This window comes from uncultured Brevundimonas sp. (assembly GCF_963975535.1).
Lineage (GTDB): Bacteria > Pseudomonadota > Alphaproteobacteria > Caulobacterales > Caulobacteraceae > Brevundimonas.
In genome coordinates this window covers 62,477-77,352 of the sequence record NZ_CAXBHE010000007.1, presented here as the reverse complement: position 1 = coordinate 77,352, position 14,876 = coordinate 62,477, and the positions used below count along the sequence as shown (strand labels likewise).

Genomic DNA, 14,876 nt, shown 5'->3' with positions numbered 1-14,876 from the left:
CGAAGGCATTCTGACGTCGCTATGGCTGGCGAGCGTCGATTTGGATTTCGAACCTAACGGAGTGCTGACGATCAGACGCGGTCGCAGTGGCCTGAACCGTTCGAATCCAACGGCGTCCGGCCCGATATACAAGTTTAGCGCAACCGCTCTAGCAAGAGGCACGAAATAGACCGGCCTCCGCTCCGGCCCGCAACCGTAGCGGTACAGGATGCGACTTAAGGCAGGGACGTTGGTCCGGTAGGATGTTGGCTTGGCGATGGCCCAGAGGTCCGTTCGGAAAGCCTCTAACGCAGGGCGTCACTGTCCTAGGCGCGTTCAGCCAGCAGGATACCTCCGACACCGACGGTGCCCAGCAGGTTCGCGGCCGAACGGCAACTCGAAAGGCGCTGCGACTTGTTCGCCTTCCGGAAACCAATTGCCTTCCAACCGACTGAAGGGACAGTCCTCCTGTCGTTGAGATTGTTCACCCCTTCCACGAGCACAATAGCAACGCTAATCTCAGCTGGGCGGCCAGCGGTGCCGGGACGGCGCGAGGATTGCGGATGATAGAGCCGAGCGATGCATCAGTGACGCTTTCAGTGGACACCGAAGATGCGGCCAAAGTCGCCGACGATGCCGTTCGAAGGGAACTGGTCGAATGCCATCGCGCTTTTCTGATGTTCCTTCGTCGGCGTCTCAGCAATCACGCCGACGCCGAGGAGGTGCTGCAGGACTTCATGGAGCGTGCGCTGAAGCGCGCCGGCGACCTGCGAGACATCCAGTCCTTGCGTGGCTGGTTGAGCCGGGTTCTAGCCACCACACTCATCGACCATCATCGTCGGACTTCGCGTCGCAAAGAAACGCTCCGCGAACCCAGTGAGATGGAAGATATTGCCTTCGTACCCGACGACGAAATAGATGCGGCCGTTTGCCACTGTCTTTATCGACTCCTGCCGACGATCAAGGCAGATTATAGCGACCTTATTTGGCGTATAGATCTGCTTGGTGAGCCCCGCGATCAGGTCGCCGTTAGCGTTGGACTCAACTTGAACAACGTCAATGTCAAACTACACCGCGCCCGCCGGGCGCTCAAGGCTCGCCTGGAGGATGTCTGCCTGACCTGTCCGGAGCACGGTTACCTAGACTGCCAGTGCGACACGGGAAGTCACATCCGCGATATCCGCCAAAAGTGACGGCAGGGAGGTTTGAGCCCGTCTCAAAAGTGCATCTTCGCTCAAATTCCCTGCGGGGCGTTCAACAACCACAAGGGCCCGACCAAGAGCTTCGACTGGGTGCGCGAGCACAATGGGGCGGTCAACTGGCTGGATGTGATCCTCGGCCGCGCGCCGGTGACGACCTCCTATGAACCGGGCTCGCTGGTCGAGGTGGCCCAGCATGACGGGTCCGTCCTGATGCTGCGCAAGGTCGCCCAGGACTACGACGCGACAGACTGGGTCAAGGCCACGGCCCATCTGCATGAACGGCAGGCCGTCGGCGAGATCTTCACTGGCCTGCTCTATGTCGATCCCGAGTCAGAAGACCTGCATGACGCCCTCGCGACGGTCGCCAAACCTCTCAATGCCATGTCCGATGCTGAACTGACCCCCGGAGCGACCGCCCTCGACGGGATCAACGCGGCGCTGCGCTAATCAACCAGAGTCTCGGCAGCCATCAGAAGTATATGGTTGATATCGTGAGCAAGAAGCGCCGCTCCGCTTCACCCATAGACGGTCGGTCGAAGAGCCCGCAGGAAAACCTGAACCTGTCGAAAAACTCGAGTCTACCGGTCCCCTCCGTCGGTCGAAATGGAAGACGCTCCTACGCTGACTTGTGAGGACCCCGCCGAGGTCGAACCTTCATCGCTACCTTGCATGATGCTAACTTTGTCAGAAGTAACGATTTCCGGGTGAACCTCAGTATTGCGAAGAAGGTTCGTCAGCGGATTCTATACCGCGAGCTCGTACCGGTATATCCCGACCAAAACGTCGAGCACCTCGCCCACGTCGTCGACGCGGTAGGGAACCGGTAAAGAGTGGAACCGGTTGGGTTCATTTTGCTCCATACCATGACGTCAAATCCAGAAACGTTTCATCGTTAGCCTATCAGCACCATACGGGAGCTTGCCTCAGATCACGTGCCTGACCAGCCGCCAGAAGTCTTTTCTGAGACTGACGTTAAACCCTGGCGAAGCAGATGTGATCAACGGCAGCCTGATCACCGTCTAGGGCGGCGTGGTGGCACCGGATGGTAATGAGTGCGCGAAGGGTCAAAAAGCTGGCGATCCGGCTAGGGGCTTGTGTGGTTTTGGATATGCTGGAGGTAGGCGATCAGGTCCGCTACCTCGTCCCCCTCCAGGGCGATTTGAGGCATATCCGGATGCCCATTGGATATGCCCTCGGCAAAGGCTTCCTGCAGGTCCGTCACAGGATAGCGAGTCCCGAGGTGGCGTAGCGCAGGGGCGGTCGGACGAGGACTGTTGCCCACAGGTCCGACGGCGTGACACGCAGCGCAACGACTGTCCACGAGCGCCCTGCCCCGCGCCACTGCGTTCACGTCCACGGCTTCTGCTGGATAGTATCGGGCGGCTTCGGCAGTCCGTTCAGCTTCGCGATTTGTCGGCCCAGCCGTACATCCCATCAGCAGCAATACGCCGACAATCGCGATCAACCGCAAAACGTTCTCCAAACCAGTTCCGGCTCCGCAACTTTTTCATAGGGCACCCAACGTTGATAGAAATCAATCCCATTGGCAGTGAACACGAGGATTCGTTGGCATTCGGATATGCTCAAAATCAATAGCCCCGCCCCTCCCTGTTGCGAGGGCCTGCCTGTCGTTTCCAATCAGGTTGTTCGCTCGTGCCCACCGGGTGAGGCCGTTGATGCCGGGGTGTGGGCGGTCGCGCGCCTCCCCGGGCCCGATAGACCCTGTAACCGCAGACTGGTTGCACGCTAGTGTTGGCTTAACTGAATCAGATCGCGAGAGGGGGCGACCCGACCAACCGCGTACTGACTGAACAGCACCGACCAGAGGCAAGACGATATGCAGCATGATCTCGAGGGCAGTGACTACAAGAGGGGCTCGATAACCCTGGGCGGAGCGGTGGCCATGGGCACCGGCGTGATGATCGGTGCCGGCATCTTCGCTCTGACAGGCCAGATCGCCCAGTTGGCTGGACCGCTGTTTCCGCTCGCCTTCGTCGCGGGCGCGATCATCACGAGTTTCAGCGCCTACAGCTACATCAAGGCATCGAACGCTTGGCCCTCGGCGGGCGGGATCGGGATGATCCTGCAGAAATGCTACGGCCCGGGTGCCGTCGCCGCTGGGGCCGCCCTGCTGATGGCGCTCAGCATGATCATCGCAGAAAGCCTCGTGGCCAGGACCTTCGCCACCTATGTCCTGCGGCCCTTTGAGATCGTGGGCGGGCCGCTGGTGCCGATCCTCGCTGTCGCCGTGATCATATTCGCCTTCCTGGTCAATATCGCCGGCAACCGGTCGGTCGGGCGGTTCTCCCTGGTCATGGCCGCGGTCAAGATCAGCGGAATCGCGCTGTTTGGTATTGCCGCACTCTGGTCGAGCGGATTCCAGTTCGCTGCGGCTTCAACCTCGGTAGAGGCCGCGACTGTGACGGGCTTCATCGCCTCGGTAGCCCTGGCGATCCTTGCCTTCAAGGGCTTCACCACGATCACCAACAGCGGTGCGGAGGTCACCGAACCCCATCGCAATGTGGGCCGGGCGATCGTGATCTCTATCGCGCTCTGCGTCCTCGTCTATCTGCTCGTGGCCTTCGGTGTGGGATCGAGCCTGACCATCGACCAGATCGTCGCCGCCCGGGACTATTCCCTGGCGGAGGCCGCCCGGCCGGCGCTCGGTCAGACGGGCTTCTATCTGACGGTCCTTCTGGCCGCCGTTGCGACGGCCTCCGGCGTTCTCGCCAGCGTTTTCGCGGTGTCCCGCATGCTGGCGATGCTGACCGATATGAAAATGATCCCGCATCGGCATTTCGGCATGCCTGGAAACATTCAACGGCACACGCTGGTCTACACGGTGGTCATCGCCTCGACGCTCGCGATCTTCTTTGATCTCGGCCGGATCGCATCGCTGGGTGCCTTTTTCTACCTGGTCATGGACATGACCGTGCACTGGGGCGTGTTTCGTTTCCGCCGAAAGGAGGTCGGTGCCGCAGGGGCCGTTGTCTTGGCTGCGCTGGCTTTCGACGCCGTGGTTCTTTCGGCCTTCACGGCAATGAAGCTGCAAAGTGATCCGGCCATTGTCCTCATTGCGGGCATAGCTATCGCGGCGGTCTTCGCCTTTGAACGCATGTACCTGTCACGCTGGCTAGCACCGCAGGCGATCCACGATCACTGAAGACCGGCCTACGCGTCAGTTCAGTGATTGTGTGGCGCAGTGAGCAAGAGTCTGCGTTGTCCTATTGCGAGCCACTGAACGTTATAGCGCAAGCCGTCGAGTAGTGGGTGTGATCCAGGTCAACTTTTCCGGTGATTTTGATTCTGCCAAATCGCGGCATAACTCAAACTAAATCCCCACACCCTTGAAGTGCGAAAGCACGAGAAGCAGTTGTCGCGGCACTGGGAAGTCACGGCCTGCGAACCAAGCCCTCAATGGGGCCGCTGCGACGATCCGTGCAAGAAGGAACTCGGAGTGTTTCTGTCCCTTCCGAGCACTGGAAATCCGGCTCGGAAATTCACCGACGATTGGCCCGGATAAGGGAAATCGAACCACTCGGTGTTTGAATAACCTGAGTCTCCTCAACCTCGCTGAAGCCTGCTGCGAGAATCAGTTCCGGTAGGACTCCGTCGGCCTGCGGCTGGGTATTCTCGAATCCGTCCAGTTTCTGGACAGTCGCCCGAAAGAGACCTCGCATAAGCGGTGTGCGCTGGAGGCCGTAGTCGGCAATGTGCAACTCGCCACCGGACGACATCGCCGTGTAGCCGGCCGCGAGCGCCGCAGATTTCTCTGCCATCGATACTTGGTGGAAAACCAAGCTTGAGACGATCTTGGTCACAGAGCGTTTACTCAACATCCGATTGGCGTCTCGACCAAATCCCTGCAAAAGCTCTGCATTTGCGCCAGCTCGGGCGAGCTTAGCCTTGGCTAGAGCTAGCACCGTCGGATCAGGGTCGATCCCGATCAATGTGGCGCTTGGCTGCGCCAATGCGATCTTCACAAGGAGGGATCCCGTCCCGCAACCGAAATCCGCAATGACATCTGCCCCTGCGGGCTGCATCTGAGCGATCAACGCATCCCGCCAGCGGCGCTCCCTGGTGAGCACAGCCAATCCGAAGTCATAGAAGGGAGTCAGCCAGTGATGGCCGGCAGCTGGCGTGAAATCTAGGTCGGCGACCTGTCGCTTCTGCATTTTCATATCGGGTCTCAGCGTTATCAAAAGAGGGACGGATCGGCAACACGGGCGGGGAGATCAAGCCGTACCAAATGACATTCCTGGCGGAACTTGGTCGCTAGGTCGCTTCGCTTCGGGCCAATGCGTCGGCGTCTTGCGAGCGGGGAAGCTTACGATTGTCGGTCTTCCTCGTCCGTAATGGATTGTTGGGCGCGACGTCAGAAGGTGGATAGTGTTCAATACGGAAGGTACGTCGCATGACCTCCTATTCCCCCGGGACAGGCCGGATATTCAGGCTTCTGGCCCTGGCCGCCTTCGCCGCCGGGCTGGCTTATCTGTTGATCGGCGAGCATCGGGTTCACCTGCTCGGCTGGACTCCGTTCCTGCTGCTTCTGCTGCTCTGTCCCCTGCTGCACATGGGCATGCACGGCAGCCATGGCACGGCACACGGTGCCGATCATCCGGGTACCCGCGCCCATCCTCCAGCGCCTGAGGCCTGACCATGGCGGAACCGCAAGCATACGGCCTTTGGTCGCTGGTCGTTCTCAACTCTATCCTGTTCATCTTTTTCGCCTTCATCTTCTTCAAGCCGAAGACGGCGCAGGATTGGCGGGCCTTCGGAGCCTTCAGCGCCTTCCTGATCGCCCTATTCACGGAAATGTACGGGTTCCCGCTGACGATTTTTCTGCTGGCCGGCTGGCTGCAGAGCCGTTTTCCCGACGTGAACTGGTGGTCACATGATGCGGGCCATCTTCTCGAGACCGTGTTCGGCTGGAGGGCGAGCCCGCATTTCGGACCCTTCCATATTCTCAGCTTGCTGCTGGTCGGCGGCGGATTTTGGCTCATCTCCGCGGCCTGGCCGGTGTTGCATAGCGCCCAACGCGACGGCAGGCTGGCGATGACCGGTCCCTACAGATCCCTCCGTCACCCACAATATGCCGGCTTCGTGCTGATCATGATCGGCTTCCTGATTCAGTGGCCGACGCTGCTCACCCTCGCGATGTTTCCGGTGCTCGTCGTCCTGTACTGGCACCTAGCCGTGGTGGAAGAGCGCGAAACCGCCGCCCGCTTCGGCCCGGCATGGGCCGGATACAGACGAGCGACGCCAGCCTTCATCCCCAGATTCCGACCCATACCCGGGACCAGTGCCTCACGGCCCCAAATCTAATTAGACCGGAGTTTCTGTATATGACGACCACCACCGTTGATGTTTCGGGTTTCAGCACGCCGCTCGATCCCCTGGTGATCGAAAAACACCTGCGTGGCCTAAAGGGCGTGTTGGACGTCGCCGCCAACTTCGGTTCAGCGACTGCGACAATCCAATATGACGCGACTCGAGTCAGCCAGATTGAGTTGGAACAGGCCGTGCGGGACTGCGGCTTCCATTGCCGCGGCGAGGTCGTGCCCCGGCACCTCTGCGTGCCGCATAGGGACACCTTGGACGCCCTGACCTCACACCTCCACCATCCCGAAGCTGGGGCGGCGGCCAATGAGGACGCCTCGACCCACGCCGACCCGGACGACATGGCGGAGATGGGACACGGTCCCGGCATGGATATGCAGGCCATGGCCCGGGACATGCGCAACCGCTTCCTCGTCGCGGTCGTCTTCACCGTCCCGATTTTCTTCCTCGCCCCGATGGGCATGGATTTCATGCGAGTGGAGCCGCCGTTCGGCCTCCCGTTGAAGCCCTTGCTGTTCGTGCTGGCCAGCGCAGCCATCCTCTATCCCGGCTGGCCCTTCTACATCGCCGCGATCCGAGCGCTGCGACGCGGCGTGCTCAACATGGCGGTGCTGGTGCTACTCAGCGTCGGCACCGGCTATTTGTTCAGTGTCGGCGCCACCTTCCTCTACGACGCGCCGGACTTCTACGAAGCCTCGGCCCTGCTGCTCGTCTTCATTTTGATGGGCCACTGGCTCGAGATGCGGGCGAGGGCAGGCGCATCGGACGCTATCCGCAGGTTAATGGATCTGGCTCCGCCGACCGCCCGTGTGCTGCGCGACGGCGTCGAGGTCGAGGTCGCGACCTCTGCGGTACTGGTGGACGATCGGATAGTGGTCCGTCCGGGCGGCCGGATTCCCGTGGACGGCATCATCGAGGACGGCGGCTCCGAGGTCGACGAATCCATGCTGACCGGCGAATCCTTGCCGGTGATGAAGGGCGTCGGCGATTCCGTGACCGGCGGCGCGATCAACAAGACCGGTGCCTTCCGCTATCGGGCGACGCGGGTCGGGGTCGACACCGCCCTAGCCCAGATCGTCAAGCTGGTGCAGGAGGCGCAAAATTCCAAGGCCCCCGCCCAACTCCTCGCCGACCGCGCTTCCCAGTGGCTGGTGCTGGCGGCCATCGTCATCGGCCTGCTCACCTTCGGAATCTGGTTCTGGGTCCTGGGCCATACCCTGCTGTTCGCCCTGACCCTGACCATCACCGTCTTCGTCATCGCCTGCCCCGACGCGCTGGGCCTCGCCACGCCCATGGCCATCATGGTGGGCACTGGTCTGGGAGCGCGGCACGGCGTGCTGATCAAGAACGCTGGCGCTCTCGAGGATGCCGTCAAGCTGGACGTGATCGTCTTCGACAAGACCGGCACCCTGACCCTGGGCGCGCCGAAAGTGGTCCAGGTAACCCCGGCGGTTGGGGTGGATGAGACCGACCTTCTGACCACGGCTGCGGCCCTGGAACGTGGGTCGGAGCACCACATCGCCAAGGCCGTGCTGGAGCGAGCGAAGCATCTCTCCGAAGTGCCGGCGACCGGTTTTGAATCCTTCGGCGGCAAGGGACTACGGGCGACGGTAGGCGGGCGGACCGTACTTTCCGGAAATCGCATGCTGATGGCCGACAACGGCGTCGAGCTCGGTGAGCTGGCGGCGGAATCCGAACGACTACAGGGTGCTGGCCGCACCGTGGTCCACGTCGCCCGGGGCGGGCGGGTAATCGGCCTGATCGCAGTGGCTGACGCCGTGCGCCCCACCGCCGCAGCGACCATTCAGCGGCTGCAGGCACTTGGTGTGAAGGTGGCCATGATCACCGGCGACAACCTCGGAACGGCTCGGCGGATCGCCAGCGAACTGGGGATAGACATTGTGCTGGCGGAGGTTCTGCCTGGCGACAAGGCGCTCAAGGTGAAGGAGCTCCAGGCCGAAGGTCGCAGGGTCGGCATGGTCGGCGACGGTGTAAACGACGCCCCCGCCCTGACCCAGGCCGATGTGGGTTTCGCCATCGGCACCGGGACCGACGTCGCCATCGAGAGCGCTGACGTGGTGCTAATGCGCAGCGACCCTGGCGATGTCGTCAAGGCCATCGAGCTGTCGCGTGCGACCCTGCGCAAGATGCATCAGAACCTTTGGTGGGCCGTCGGCTACAATGTGATCGCCTTCCCACTGGCCGCGGGGGTCCTCTATCCCTTCACCCTCAGCCCCGAAATTGCCGCCCTGTCGATGTCCGGCAGTTCGGTGCTGGTGGCGGTCAACGCCCTCTTGCTCAAACGTCTGCGGCTCGGCGCAGACATGGCACCACAACCGCCCAGCCCACATCGACCCTGAAAGCCGTCGCGCCGGTCCTGTCGGTCCAAACCTTAGTCGCCCGGTAAGGCGGTCCGCGCCACGCTCCCGGCATGGCCAAATCGACCAACCCGTTCCGCTGGTTTGACAGCTCGCCCGAGATCATCCGCCTCGTGGTTCTGATGTACGTTCTTTAATTGAGGCAAGCAGTTTCTGGATCGACTTAGTCGTCCCTGGATCAAGGTTTTTCGACGTCGCTCAGTGGGGAGCCCGTCATGGCAGCATGCAAGGATCGGAGCGCGCAGGGTGAAATCCGCAGTACCGTCGTAGGTCGCAAGTACATGTATCGCGCTGCATCGACGCCTTCCGTCCAGGTGGACGAAACAGGTCACATCGACGTGGGTGCCTCCGTCGTACTGATCAGTTGGGGAGAGGTTGACAGGGCCGATGTTCGAACGTTCTGCTGTCCATCCACACGTCACGACCAACCTCGCGTTCGGCGATCCCAAGATGACGACGGCCTTGCTCGACCGCATCCCCCACCACTGCGACATCGTCGAGACCGGCAACGACAGCTGGCGCTTCAAACACCATAGCTGACCCTACCTGGAAGAACGCCAAGCGAGGGTTGAGCCTCCAGTCGGTCCTGTCAGCCCAAACTTTAGTCGCTCGGTAAGCCGTTCCGCGACAGGCTCAACGCCCTGAACGTGGTGGTGATGGGCAGCCCCGGCGGCGCAACCTCGCGGCTGAAGGGATGACAGATCATTTGCACCGGCACTGCGGCATGCGGCATGCGGCATGCGGCCGCAGTGCCGGCTATCCTTGGGGGCAGACAGCCGACGGTGCGTAGAATCTAGAGAAAACCGATCGGTCGAGACCGTGCCCAATGGCATGGCCATCCGGCGGTGATCATTGGAGACACCTCATGACCAGAACCCGAACTTCGTCGCTCGCCATCGCCGGTCTGCTGGCTGCGCTGGCGTCCGGTCCCGTGGCCGCCCAGACCGCGCCTCCGGTGGCCAACGCCCATGCCGCCCACGCCGCAGCGGCCCAGGCGGCACCGGCGGCACCGGAAGCGCCGGCGACGAACATGTCGGCCTGTCACAGCATGGCGGGTATGGATCATTCGTCCATGACCCCCGAGCAGCGGGCCGCGATGATGGAACGCCGTCAGACCATGATGGCTACCCATGGCGCGGCCTCGGCCGATGGAGCCGGTATGGCAGGCATGGCGGGTATGGATCATTCGTCCATGACCCCCGAGCAGCGGGCCGCGATGATGGAACGACATCAGACCATGATGGCCGGCATGGACCATTCCAATATGTCGAGCGAAGAGCATGCGGCGATGAAGGCGAAGCACGAGGCCATGATGGCGGCCTGTGCCGGCGGTATGGCGGGTATGGATCACGGTGCGCACGACCCGGCCACAGCCGCCGCGGCTGAACCGGCCCACCAACACTGAGGCCAGCGCCCGCCGCCGGCCTTCGGGTTAGCGGCGGGTCCGTTTTCTGCTCTAGCGCGCGCTCATCAGTTCGTCAGCGATCACCGCAGTCAGATAGCCGTCGGCGATCCGGCCATTGGCAATCTGCCAGCGACGCAGGGCTGCGCGACGTGAACAGCTGCGCCGCCCGGCCGCTCCCACCGGAGCCCAAGATCAGCTGTGAATGATCTGCTCCCCGGAAACTGGATCACTGGACGTTAGAGTTTTCCGCTGAGATTTCCCTGGCTGGGAAGGAGCGGAAGACCATGAAGGCATCAACATTTTCGGACGCCCAGAAGGCGTTCATTTTGAAGCAGGGAGCGGACGGAGTGCCGGTTTCGGAGATGGTGCTGTCAGGTTAACCGCGCCAAGTCGAAGGCCGCCCTACCCGGCCTGAAATCAGGCAACCGCCGACGCCCAATCGGAAGCCGTCTCGGCGCGGAAGCGACGAAGGGTGGGTCTGCGGATCAAATGCCGCTGGATGTTGAAAGTGTTGTAGATCGCCGCATGGGTGGTGAGGAATCTCTGCGCTAAGGCCTGCGATTTGAACCGCTGCTGCTGTCGCTCTCGTCGTCGGATCGGCAGGTGCGAGTTCTCCAACCGATTGTTGTCCCGCAGGCGACCTGGTCGATGAATGTGGCGCAGTTCCAGCCGGTCGAGCGCTGCCCCGTACGACAGGAGACCGTCGGTCGTGATCTTTTCAGGCTCGATCGGTTGATTGTGCAGCAGGCGTTTCAACAGCCTCAAAGCGGCCTCAGTGTCCCGCCGGCGCTGGACTAGGAGTTCAAGGTCCTCGCCTTCGTCATCGACCGCGCGCCACAGATACATCCGCTTCCCACCGACTCAGTAGACCATCTCGTCAAGATGCCACCGCGGCGTGGGCGCGCACCGCCCCTTCTTCAGCCGCCTGGCGATCAGGGGACCGAAGTTGATGGTCCAGCACCGGATCGTCTCGTAGCTGACGTCGATCCCCCGTTGGGCGAGAAGCTCCTCGACGTCCCGGAAACGCAGGCTGAACCGAAAGTACAGCCACACGGCATGACGGATCACATCCGCCGGAAACCGGTGACGCTTGAACGAAATCGGCTTCACAATAATCCATCCCTGACAGCGGCTTACGCCGACTTTGTCGGAGACCTTTTAGCGTTTGCCTGACAGCACCCCTCCGCGGCCTGCAGGAGGTCGGGTCAGTAACGCGGCGCTCGCAGGACCAGACGATGGGAGGGACGCAATAGCCTCCAAACTTTAGGCGGGTTCCCGGTGGAAGGCGACGACCGCCAGCCTATTGTGCTCGTGAAGATAGAGGTGGATCTGATCGCGGGCGGAATAAAGGTAGCCGGTTCCCAATATCCAAACGAAAGCGATCCCGCATGTGATCATCAAGTCTCCACGATCGCGCGGTTTCGCCAACAGGCAGCCGACGGTCCAGATCCCGAGGAGTACGCCATAACCGTAGTGAAGCGGCACCTTGTGCACGCTAAGCAGCATGAACGACACAGAGATAACGATGCCGGCCGCGGCCAGCCCGACGGCGACGGCCATGACCGCGTCACGCAAGGGTCGCGGCTCCGCGGGCCGCCTCAGAGGCCGAACGCGCCGCCGCTTGCCACAACGACCTTCGCGCCAGCGGAGTTCGCGGCTTGGAATGGGGCCGCGCTTGCCTGCCACCGCGTCAACTCTTGCCGGCCGTGACCGGCGCATCCTCATGACGCGCGAGCATGACCTTCATGCGCACGGTCTCGACATCTCGGCCCGCGATGATCTCTTCGGCGAGACTTCGAACCTCCGACGCTTCGCCATGCTCGACGGCGATCCGCGCCATGGCGAGCGCCCCCTCCTGATAGGCGATCATGGCGCGCAGGAAATCAATATCGGGGTCGCCCGTGTAGTCGACGCTCATGTCGCGATGCATCTGCGCGCTCGCCTCGCGAAAGGCGCGGGTCGACGGGCTGTCAGCGGGAATCCCGCCATGGCTGGCCCCGGTGTCGATCGGGCGTGCATCCATGGGAGGACGTCGGTCGGTCGCGCCGGTAGGCTGCCGCGAGAGCATGCCGAAGGCGAAGGCCGAGAGCGCGAGAAAGAGGGCGATGGCGGAAACCCATCCGATCCGTTTCATGACGATATCCTCGTATCCGCCGGTGCCCCCTTGCGAGCCACCGGTGTTTCATTGGAGACCGGGTCCCGGGCCGGATCCCGGTAGCCGAGGAGCCTCAGGGCGTTGATCACCACGAGCAGGGTCGAGCCTTCATGAAGCGCCACGGCCGGACCGATGCCCAGTCCGAGGATGGTCGCCGGCACGAGGAAGGCGACGACGCCGAGGCTGACGTAGAGGTTCTGGCGAATGATGCCGCGGGTCCGTCGGCTCAGGCCGATGGTGAACGGCAGTTGGGACAGGTCGTCGGACATCAGGGCGACGTCCGCGGTCTCGAGCGCGACATCCGAGCCGGCCGCGCCCATGGCGATACCGACCGTGGCCGTGGCCATGGCCGGCGCATCATTCACCCCGTCGCCGACCATGGCGATCTTGCCGTCCGCGCGCAGGCGTTTGATGGCGTCGACCTTGTCCCCGGGCATCAGATCGCCCCAGGCCTCGGTCAGCCCGACCTGACCGGCGATGGCCTGGGCCGCCTTCTGGTGATCGCCCGAGATCATGATCATGCGCTGAATGCCCAGGGCCCGCAGCGCGGTGAGCGTCGGCCGCGCCGCGGCGCGGGGCGTATCGAGCAGGCCGATCACCCCGAGGTCTCGCGCGCCCCGCCGCACCACCATCAGGGTCCGACCCTGCAGGCGGAGCTGGGCGACGACGGCCGTCGCCTCATCGCCGAGGGCGGCCACGCCGTCGGCCCCGAACATCTCGGGCTTTCCGATCCAGATCGTCTCGCCGCCCAGTTCGGCGGTCACGCCCTTTCCCGTGAGGCTCTTTAGGTCCGTCGCGGCCGCGAGACCCGTGTCGCCCAGTCGTTCAGCGCCGTCGCGCGCAATCGCCTCCGCAAGCGGATGGTCGCTGAGCCGCTCGACGGCGACGGCGGTGGCCAGAAGGTCGGCTTCCTTCGTTCCGCGCACCGGCATGACCTCGGTGATGCGAGGCCGGCCCTCGGTCAGGGTGCCGGTCTTGTCGAACGCGATCGCATTGAGCGAGCCGAGATTCTCCAGGGGTGCGCCACCCTTGATCAGAACACCGGCGCGCGCGGCGCGCGCCACACCGGACAGGACGGCGCTGGGCGTGGCGATGGCGAGGGCGCAGGGGCTGGCCGCGACCAGCACGGCCATGGACCGGTAGAAGCTGTCGCGGAAGGGTTCGTCGACCACCACCCAGGCGAACAGCAACACGAAGGCGAGCGCGAGCACCAGGGGAACGAAGATCCGTTCGAACCGGTCCGTGAAGCGCTGCGTCGGCGACTTCTGCGTCTCGGCCTCGCTCACCATCCGCACGACCTTGGCCAGGGTGGTGTCGCCCGACAGGCGGGTCGTCTCGATCTCGATGGCCCCGGCGCCGTTGATGGTGCCCGCGAAGACGAGGGACGCCGGTCCGACCTGGGCCGGTCGCTCCCGCGCCGCGGCCGCGTTCGCGACCGGCTGCTTGTCGACCGGCATGCTCTCGCCGGTGACCGGCGCCTGATTGATGCTCGTCGTCCCGACCACGACGAAGCCGTCGGCCGGGAGACGCTCGTTCGGACGAACCACCACGGTGTCGCCGACCCGCAGATCCTCGACCGGAAGTTCGACGACCTGCCCGTCACGCCGCACATGGGCGGTCCGCGGGGCCAGTTCCGCCAGGGCCTCGATCGCGCGCCGGGCCCGCCCCATGGCGTAGTTTTCAAGGGCGTGGCCGATGCTGAACAGGAACAACAGAAGGGCGCCCTCCGCCCAGGCGCCGAGCGCCGCCGCGCCCGCCGCGGCAACGAGCATGAGGGTGTCGATCTCGAACCGCTTCTGGCGGAGATTCTCGAACGCTTCACGGACGGTGAAGAGACCGCCGAAACCGTAGGCGAGCAGATAGAGCGCGAGCGGGCCCCAGTCCGGGACGCCGGCCGCCAGTTTTTCGAGCGCGAAGCCCAGGCCCAGGGCGGCGCCGGAAGCCACGGCGAAAATCACCTCGGTGTTGGGACCCAGAACGCCCGCGTGGCCATGTTCGTGACCGCCACCCGCCCCTTCGGCAGGGGCTTCGCTCTTCGGTCGCGCGATATCCCCAGACGTCATTCGACGGTCTCCTGACGGGCGTCTGCCGGCGTGGGCTCCGGCCAGCGCAGGACCTCCACGGCCTCAAGGGTGACGGGGCCGAGGTGTTCGAGATCGGACAGGGTTTCCAGAAACGCCCTGAGCCTGGATTCGCGGTCGAGCAGTTCGACGATCAAGGACTGGTCGTCGTCGAGCAGATGGCGGCGATGAAGGTGTGGCGTGTGGCCGAAACCGACGAGGGCTCGCAGGACCGTCGCGCCGGCCAGACCGGCCGCCTGGGCGCGTCCGGTCACGATTTCGAAGAGCTTGCGGTCGCCGAAATAGGCGGCCTCATCGGTGTAGAGCCGCATCAGTTTGATCGGGTCAGGCATGGTC

12 protein-coding genes and 2 pseudogenes are annotated in these 14,876 nt (G+C 63.3%); 8 read left to right on the top strand and 6 right to left on the bottom strand.

The window, feature by feature from the left end; translation table 11 throughout:
- Positions 1-542: 542 nt before the first annotated feature.
- The 3 genes from AACZ75_RS11140 (at position 543) to AACZ75_RS11130 (ending at position 4,344) form a co-directional block, all read left to right on the top strand.
- A complete protein-coding gene (locus tag AACZ75_RS11140) occupies positions 543-1,172 on the top strand; it encodes an RNA polymerase sigma factor (protein ID WP_339872927.1) in 630 nt (209 codons plus the stop codon).
- 12 nt (positions 1,173-1,184) lie between these two features.
- On the top strand, positions 1,185-1,628 hold the full coding sequence (locus AACZ75_RS11135; protein ID WP_339872926.1) for a hypothetical protein: 444 nt from the start codon (positions 1,185-1,187) through the stop codon (positions 1,626-1,628).
- 1,390 nt (positions 1,629-3,018) lie between these two features.
- Positions 3,019-4,344: an APC family permease gene (locus AACZ75_RS11130; RefSeq protein ID WP_339872925.1), complete on the top strand. Its 1,326-nt coding sequence runs from the start codon at positions 3,019-3,021 to the stop codon at positions 4,342-4,344.
- 337 nt (positions 4,345-4,681) lie between these two features.
- Here AACZ75_RS11130 and AACZ75_RS11125 read toward each other — a convergent pair whose 3' ends face one another.
- A complete protein-coding gene (locus AACZ75_RS11125) occupies positions 4,682-5,362 on the bottom strand; it encodes a methyltransferase domain-containing protein (protein ID WP_339872924.1) in 681 nt (226 codons plus the stop codon).
- A 233-nt stretch (positions 5,363-5,595) separates the two neighbouring features.
- Between AACZ75_RS11125 and AACZ75_RS11120 the strand changes: the two genes are divergently transcribed.
- The 5 genes and pseudogenes from AACZ75_RS11120 (at position 5,596) to AACZ75_RS11100 (ending at position 10,304) form a co-directional block, all read left to right on the top strand.
- Positions 5,596-5,838 carry a DUF2933 domain-containing protein gene (locus tag AACZ75_RS11120; RefSeq protein ID WP_339872923.1) on the top strand — a complete coding sequence of 81 codons (243 nt, stop codon included), beginning with the start codon at positions 5,596-5,598 and terminating at the stop codon, positions 5,836-5,838.
- Positions 5,839-5,840: 2 nt separating this feature from the next.
- Positions 5,841-6,506 (top strand): isoprenylcysteine carboxylmethyltransferase family protein, encoded by a 666-nt coding sequence (locus AACZ75_RS11115; RefSeq protein WP_339872922.1) that lies wholly within the window; start codon positions 5,841-5,843, stop codon positions 6,504-6,506.
- The gene (locus AACZ75_RS11110) at positions 6,419-8,881 is read left to right on the top strand and encodes a heavy metal translocating P-type ATPase (protein ID WP_339872921.1); all 2,463 of its coding nucleotides are present in this window, start codon (positions 6,419-6,421) and stop codon (positions 8,879-8,881) included. The genes AACZ75_RS11115 and AACZ75_RS11110 overlap by 88 nt, the downstream gene beginning before the upstream one ends.
- A gap of 405 nt (positions 8,882-9,286) precedes the next feature.
- Positions 9,287-9,439: pseudogene (locus AACZ75_RS11105) on the top strand (ATP-binding protein); the annotation flags it as partial.
- Between the two features lie 325 nt (positions 9,440-9,764).
- Positions 9,765-10,304, top strand: a complete 540-nt coding sequence (locus AACZ75_RS11100) for a hypothetical protein (RefSeq protein ID WP_339872920.1) — start codon at positions 9,765-9,767, stop codon at positions 10,302-10,304.
- 417 nt (positions 10,305-10,721) lie between these two features.
- Here AACZ75_RS11100 and AACZ75_RS11095 read toward each other — a convergent pair.
- The 5 genes and pseudogenes from AACZ75_RS11095 to AACZ75_RS11075 all read right to left on the bottom strand — a co-directional run bounded on the left by AACZ75_RS11095 (position 10,722) and on the right by AACZ75_RS11075 (position 14,872).
- Positions 10,722-11,414: pseudogene (locus AACZ75_RS11095) on the bottom strand (IS6 family transposase).
- A 153-nt stretch (positions 11,415-11,567) separates the two neighbouring features.
- Positions 11,568-11,879: a hypothetical protein gene (locus AACZ75_RS11090; protein ID WP_339872919.1), complete on the bottom strand. Its 312-nt coding sequence runs from the start codon at positions 11,877-11,879 to the stop codon at positions 11,568-11,570.
- Between the two features lie 115 nt (positions 11,880-11,994).
- Positions 11,995-12,438, bottom strand: a complete 444-nt coding sequence (locus AACZ75_RS11085; RefSeq protein ID WP_339872918.1) for a DUF305 domain-containing protein — start codon at positions 12,436-12,438, stop codon at positions 11,995-11,997.
- Positions 12,435-14,522: a heavy metal translocating P-type ATPase gene (locus AACZ75_RS11080; protein ID WP_339872917.1), complete on the bottom strand. Its 2,088-nt coding sequence runs from the start codon at positions 14,520-14,522 to the stop codon at positions 12,435-12,437. Before AACZ75_RS11080 ends, AACZ75_RS11085 begins: the two co-directional genes overlap by 4 nt.
- Positions 14,519-14,872 (bottom strand): DUF190 domain-containing protein, encoded by a 354-nt coding sequence (locus tag AACZ75_RS11075; RefSeq protein WP_339872916.1) that lies wholly within the window; start codon positions 14,870-14,872, stop codon positions 14,519-14,521. The genes AACZ75_RS11080 and AACZ75_RS11075 overlap by 4 nt, the downstream gene beginning before the upstream one ends.
- Between the last annotated feature and the right edge of the window lie 4 nt (positions 14,873-14,876).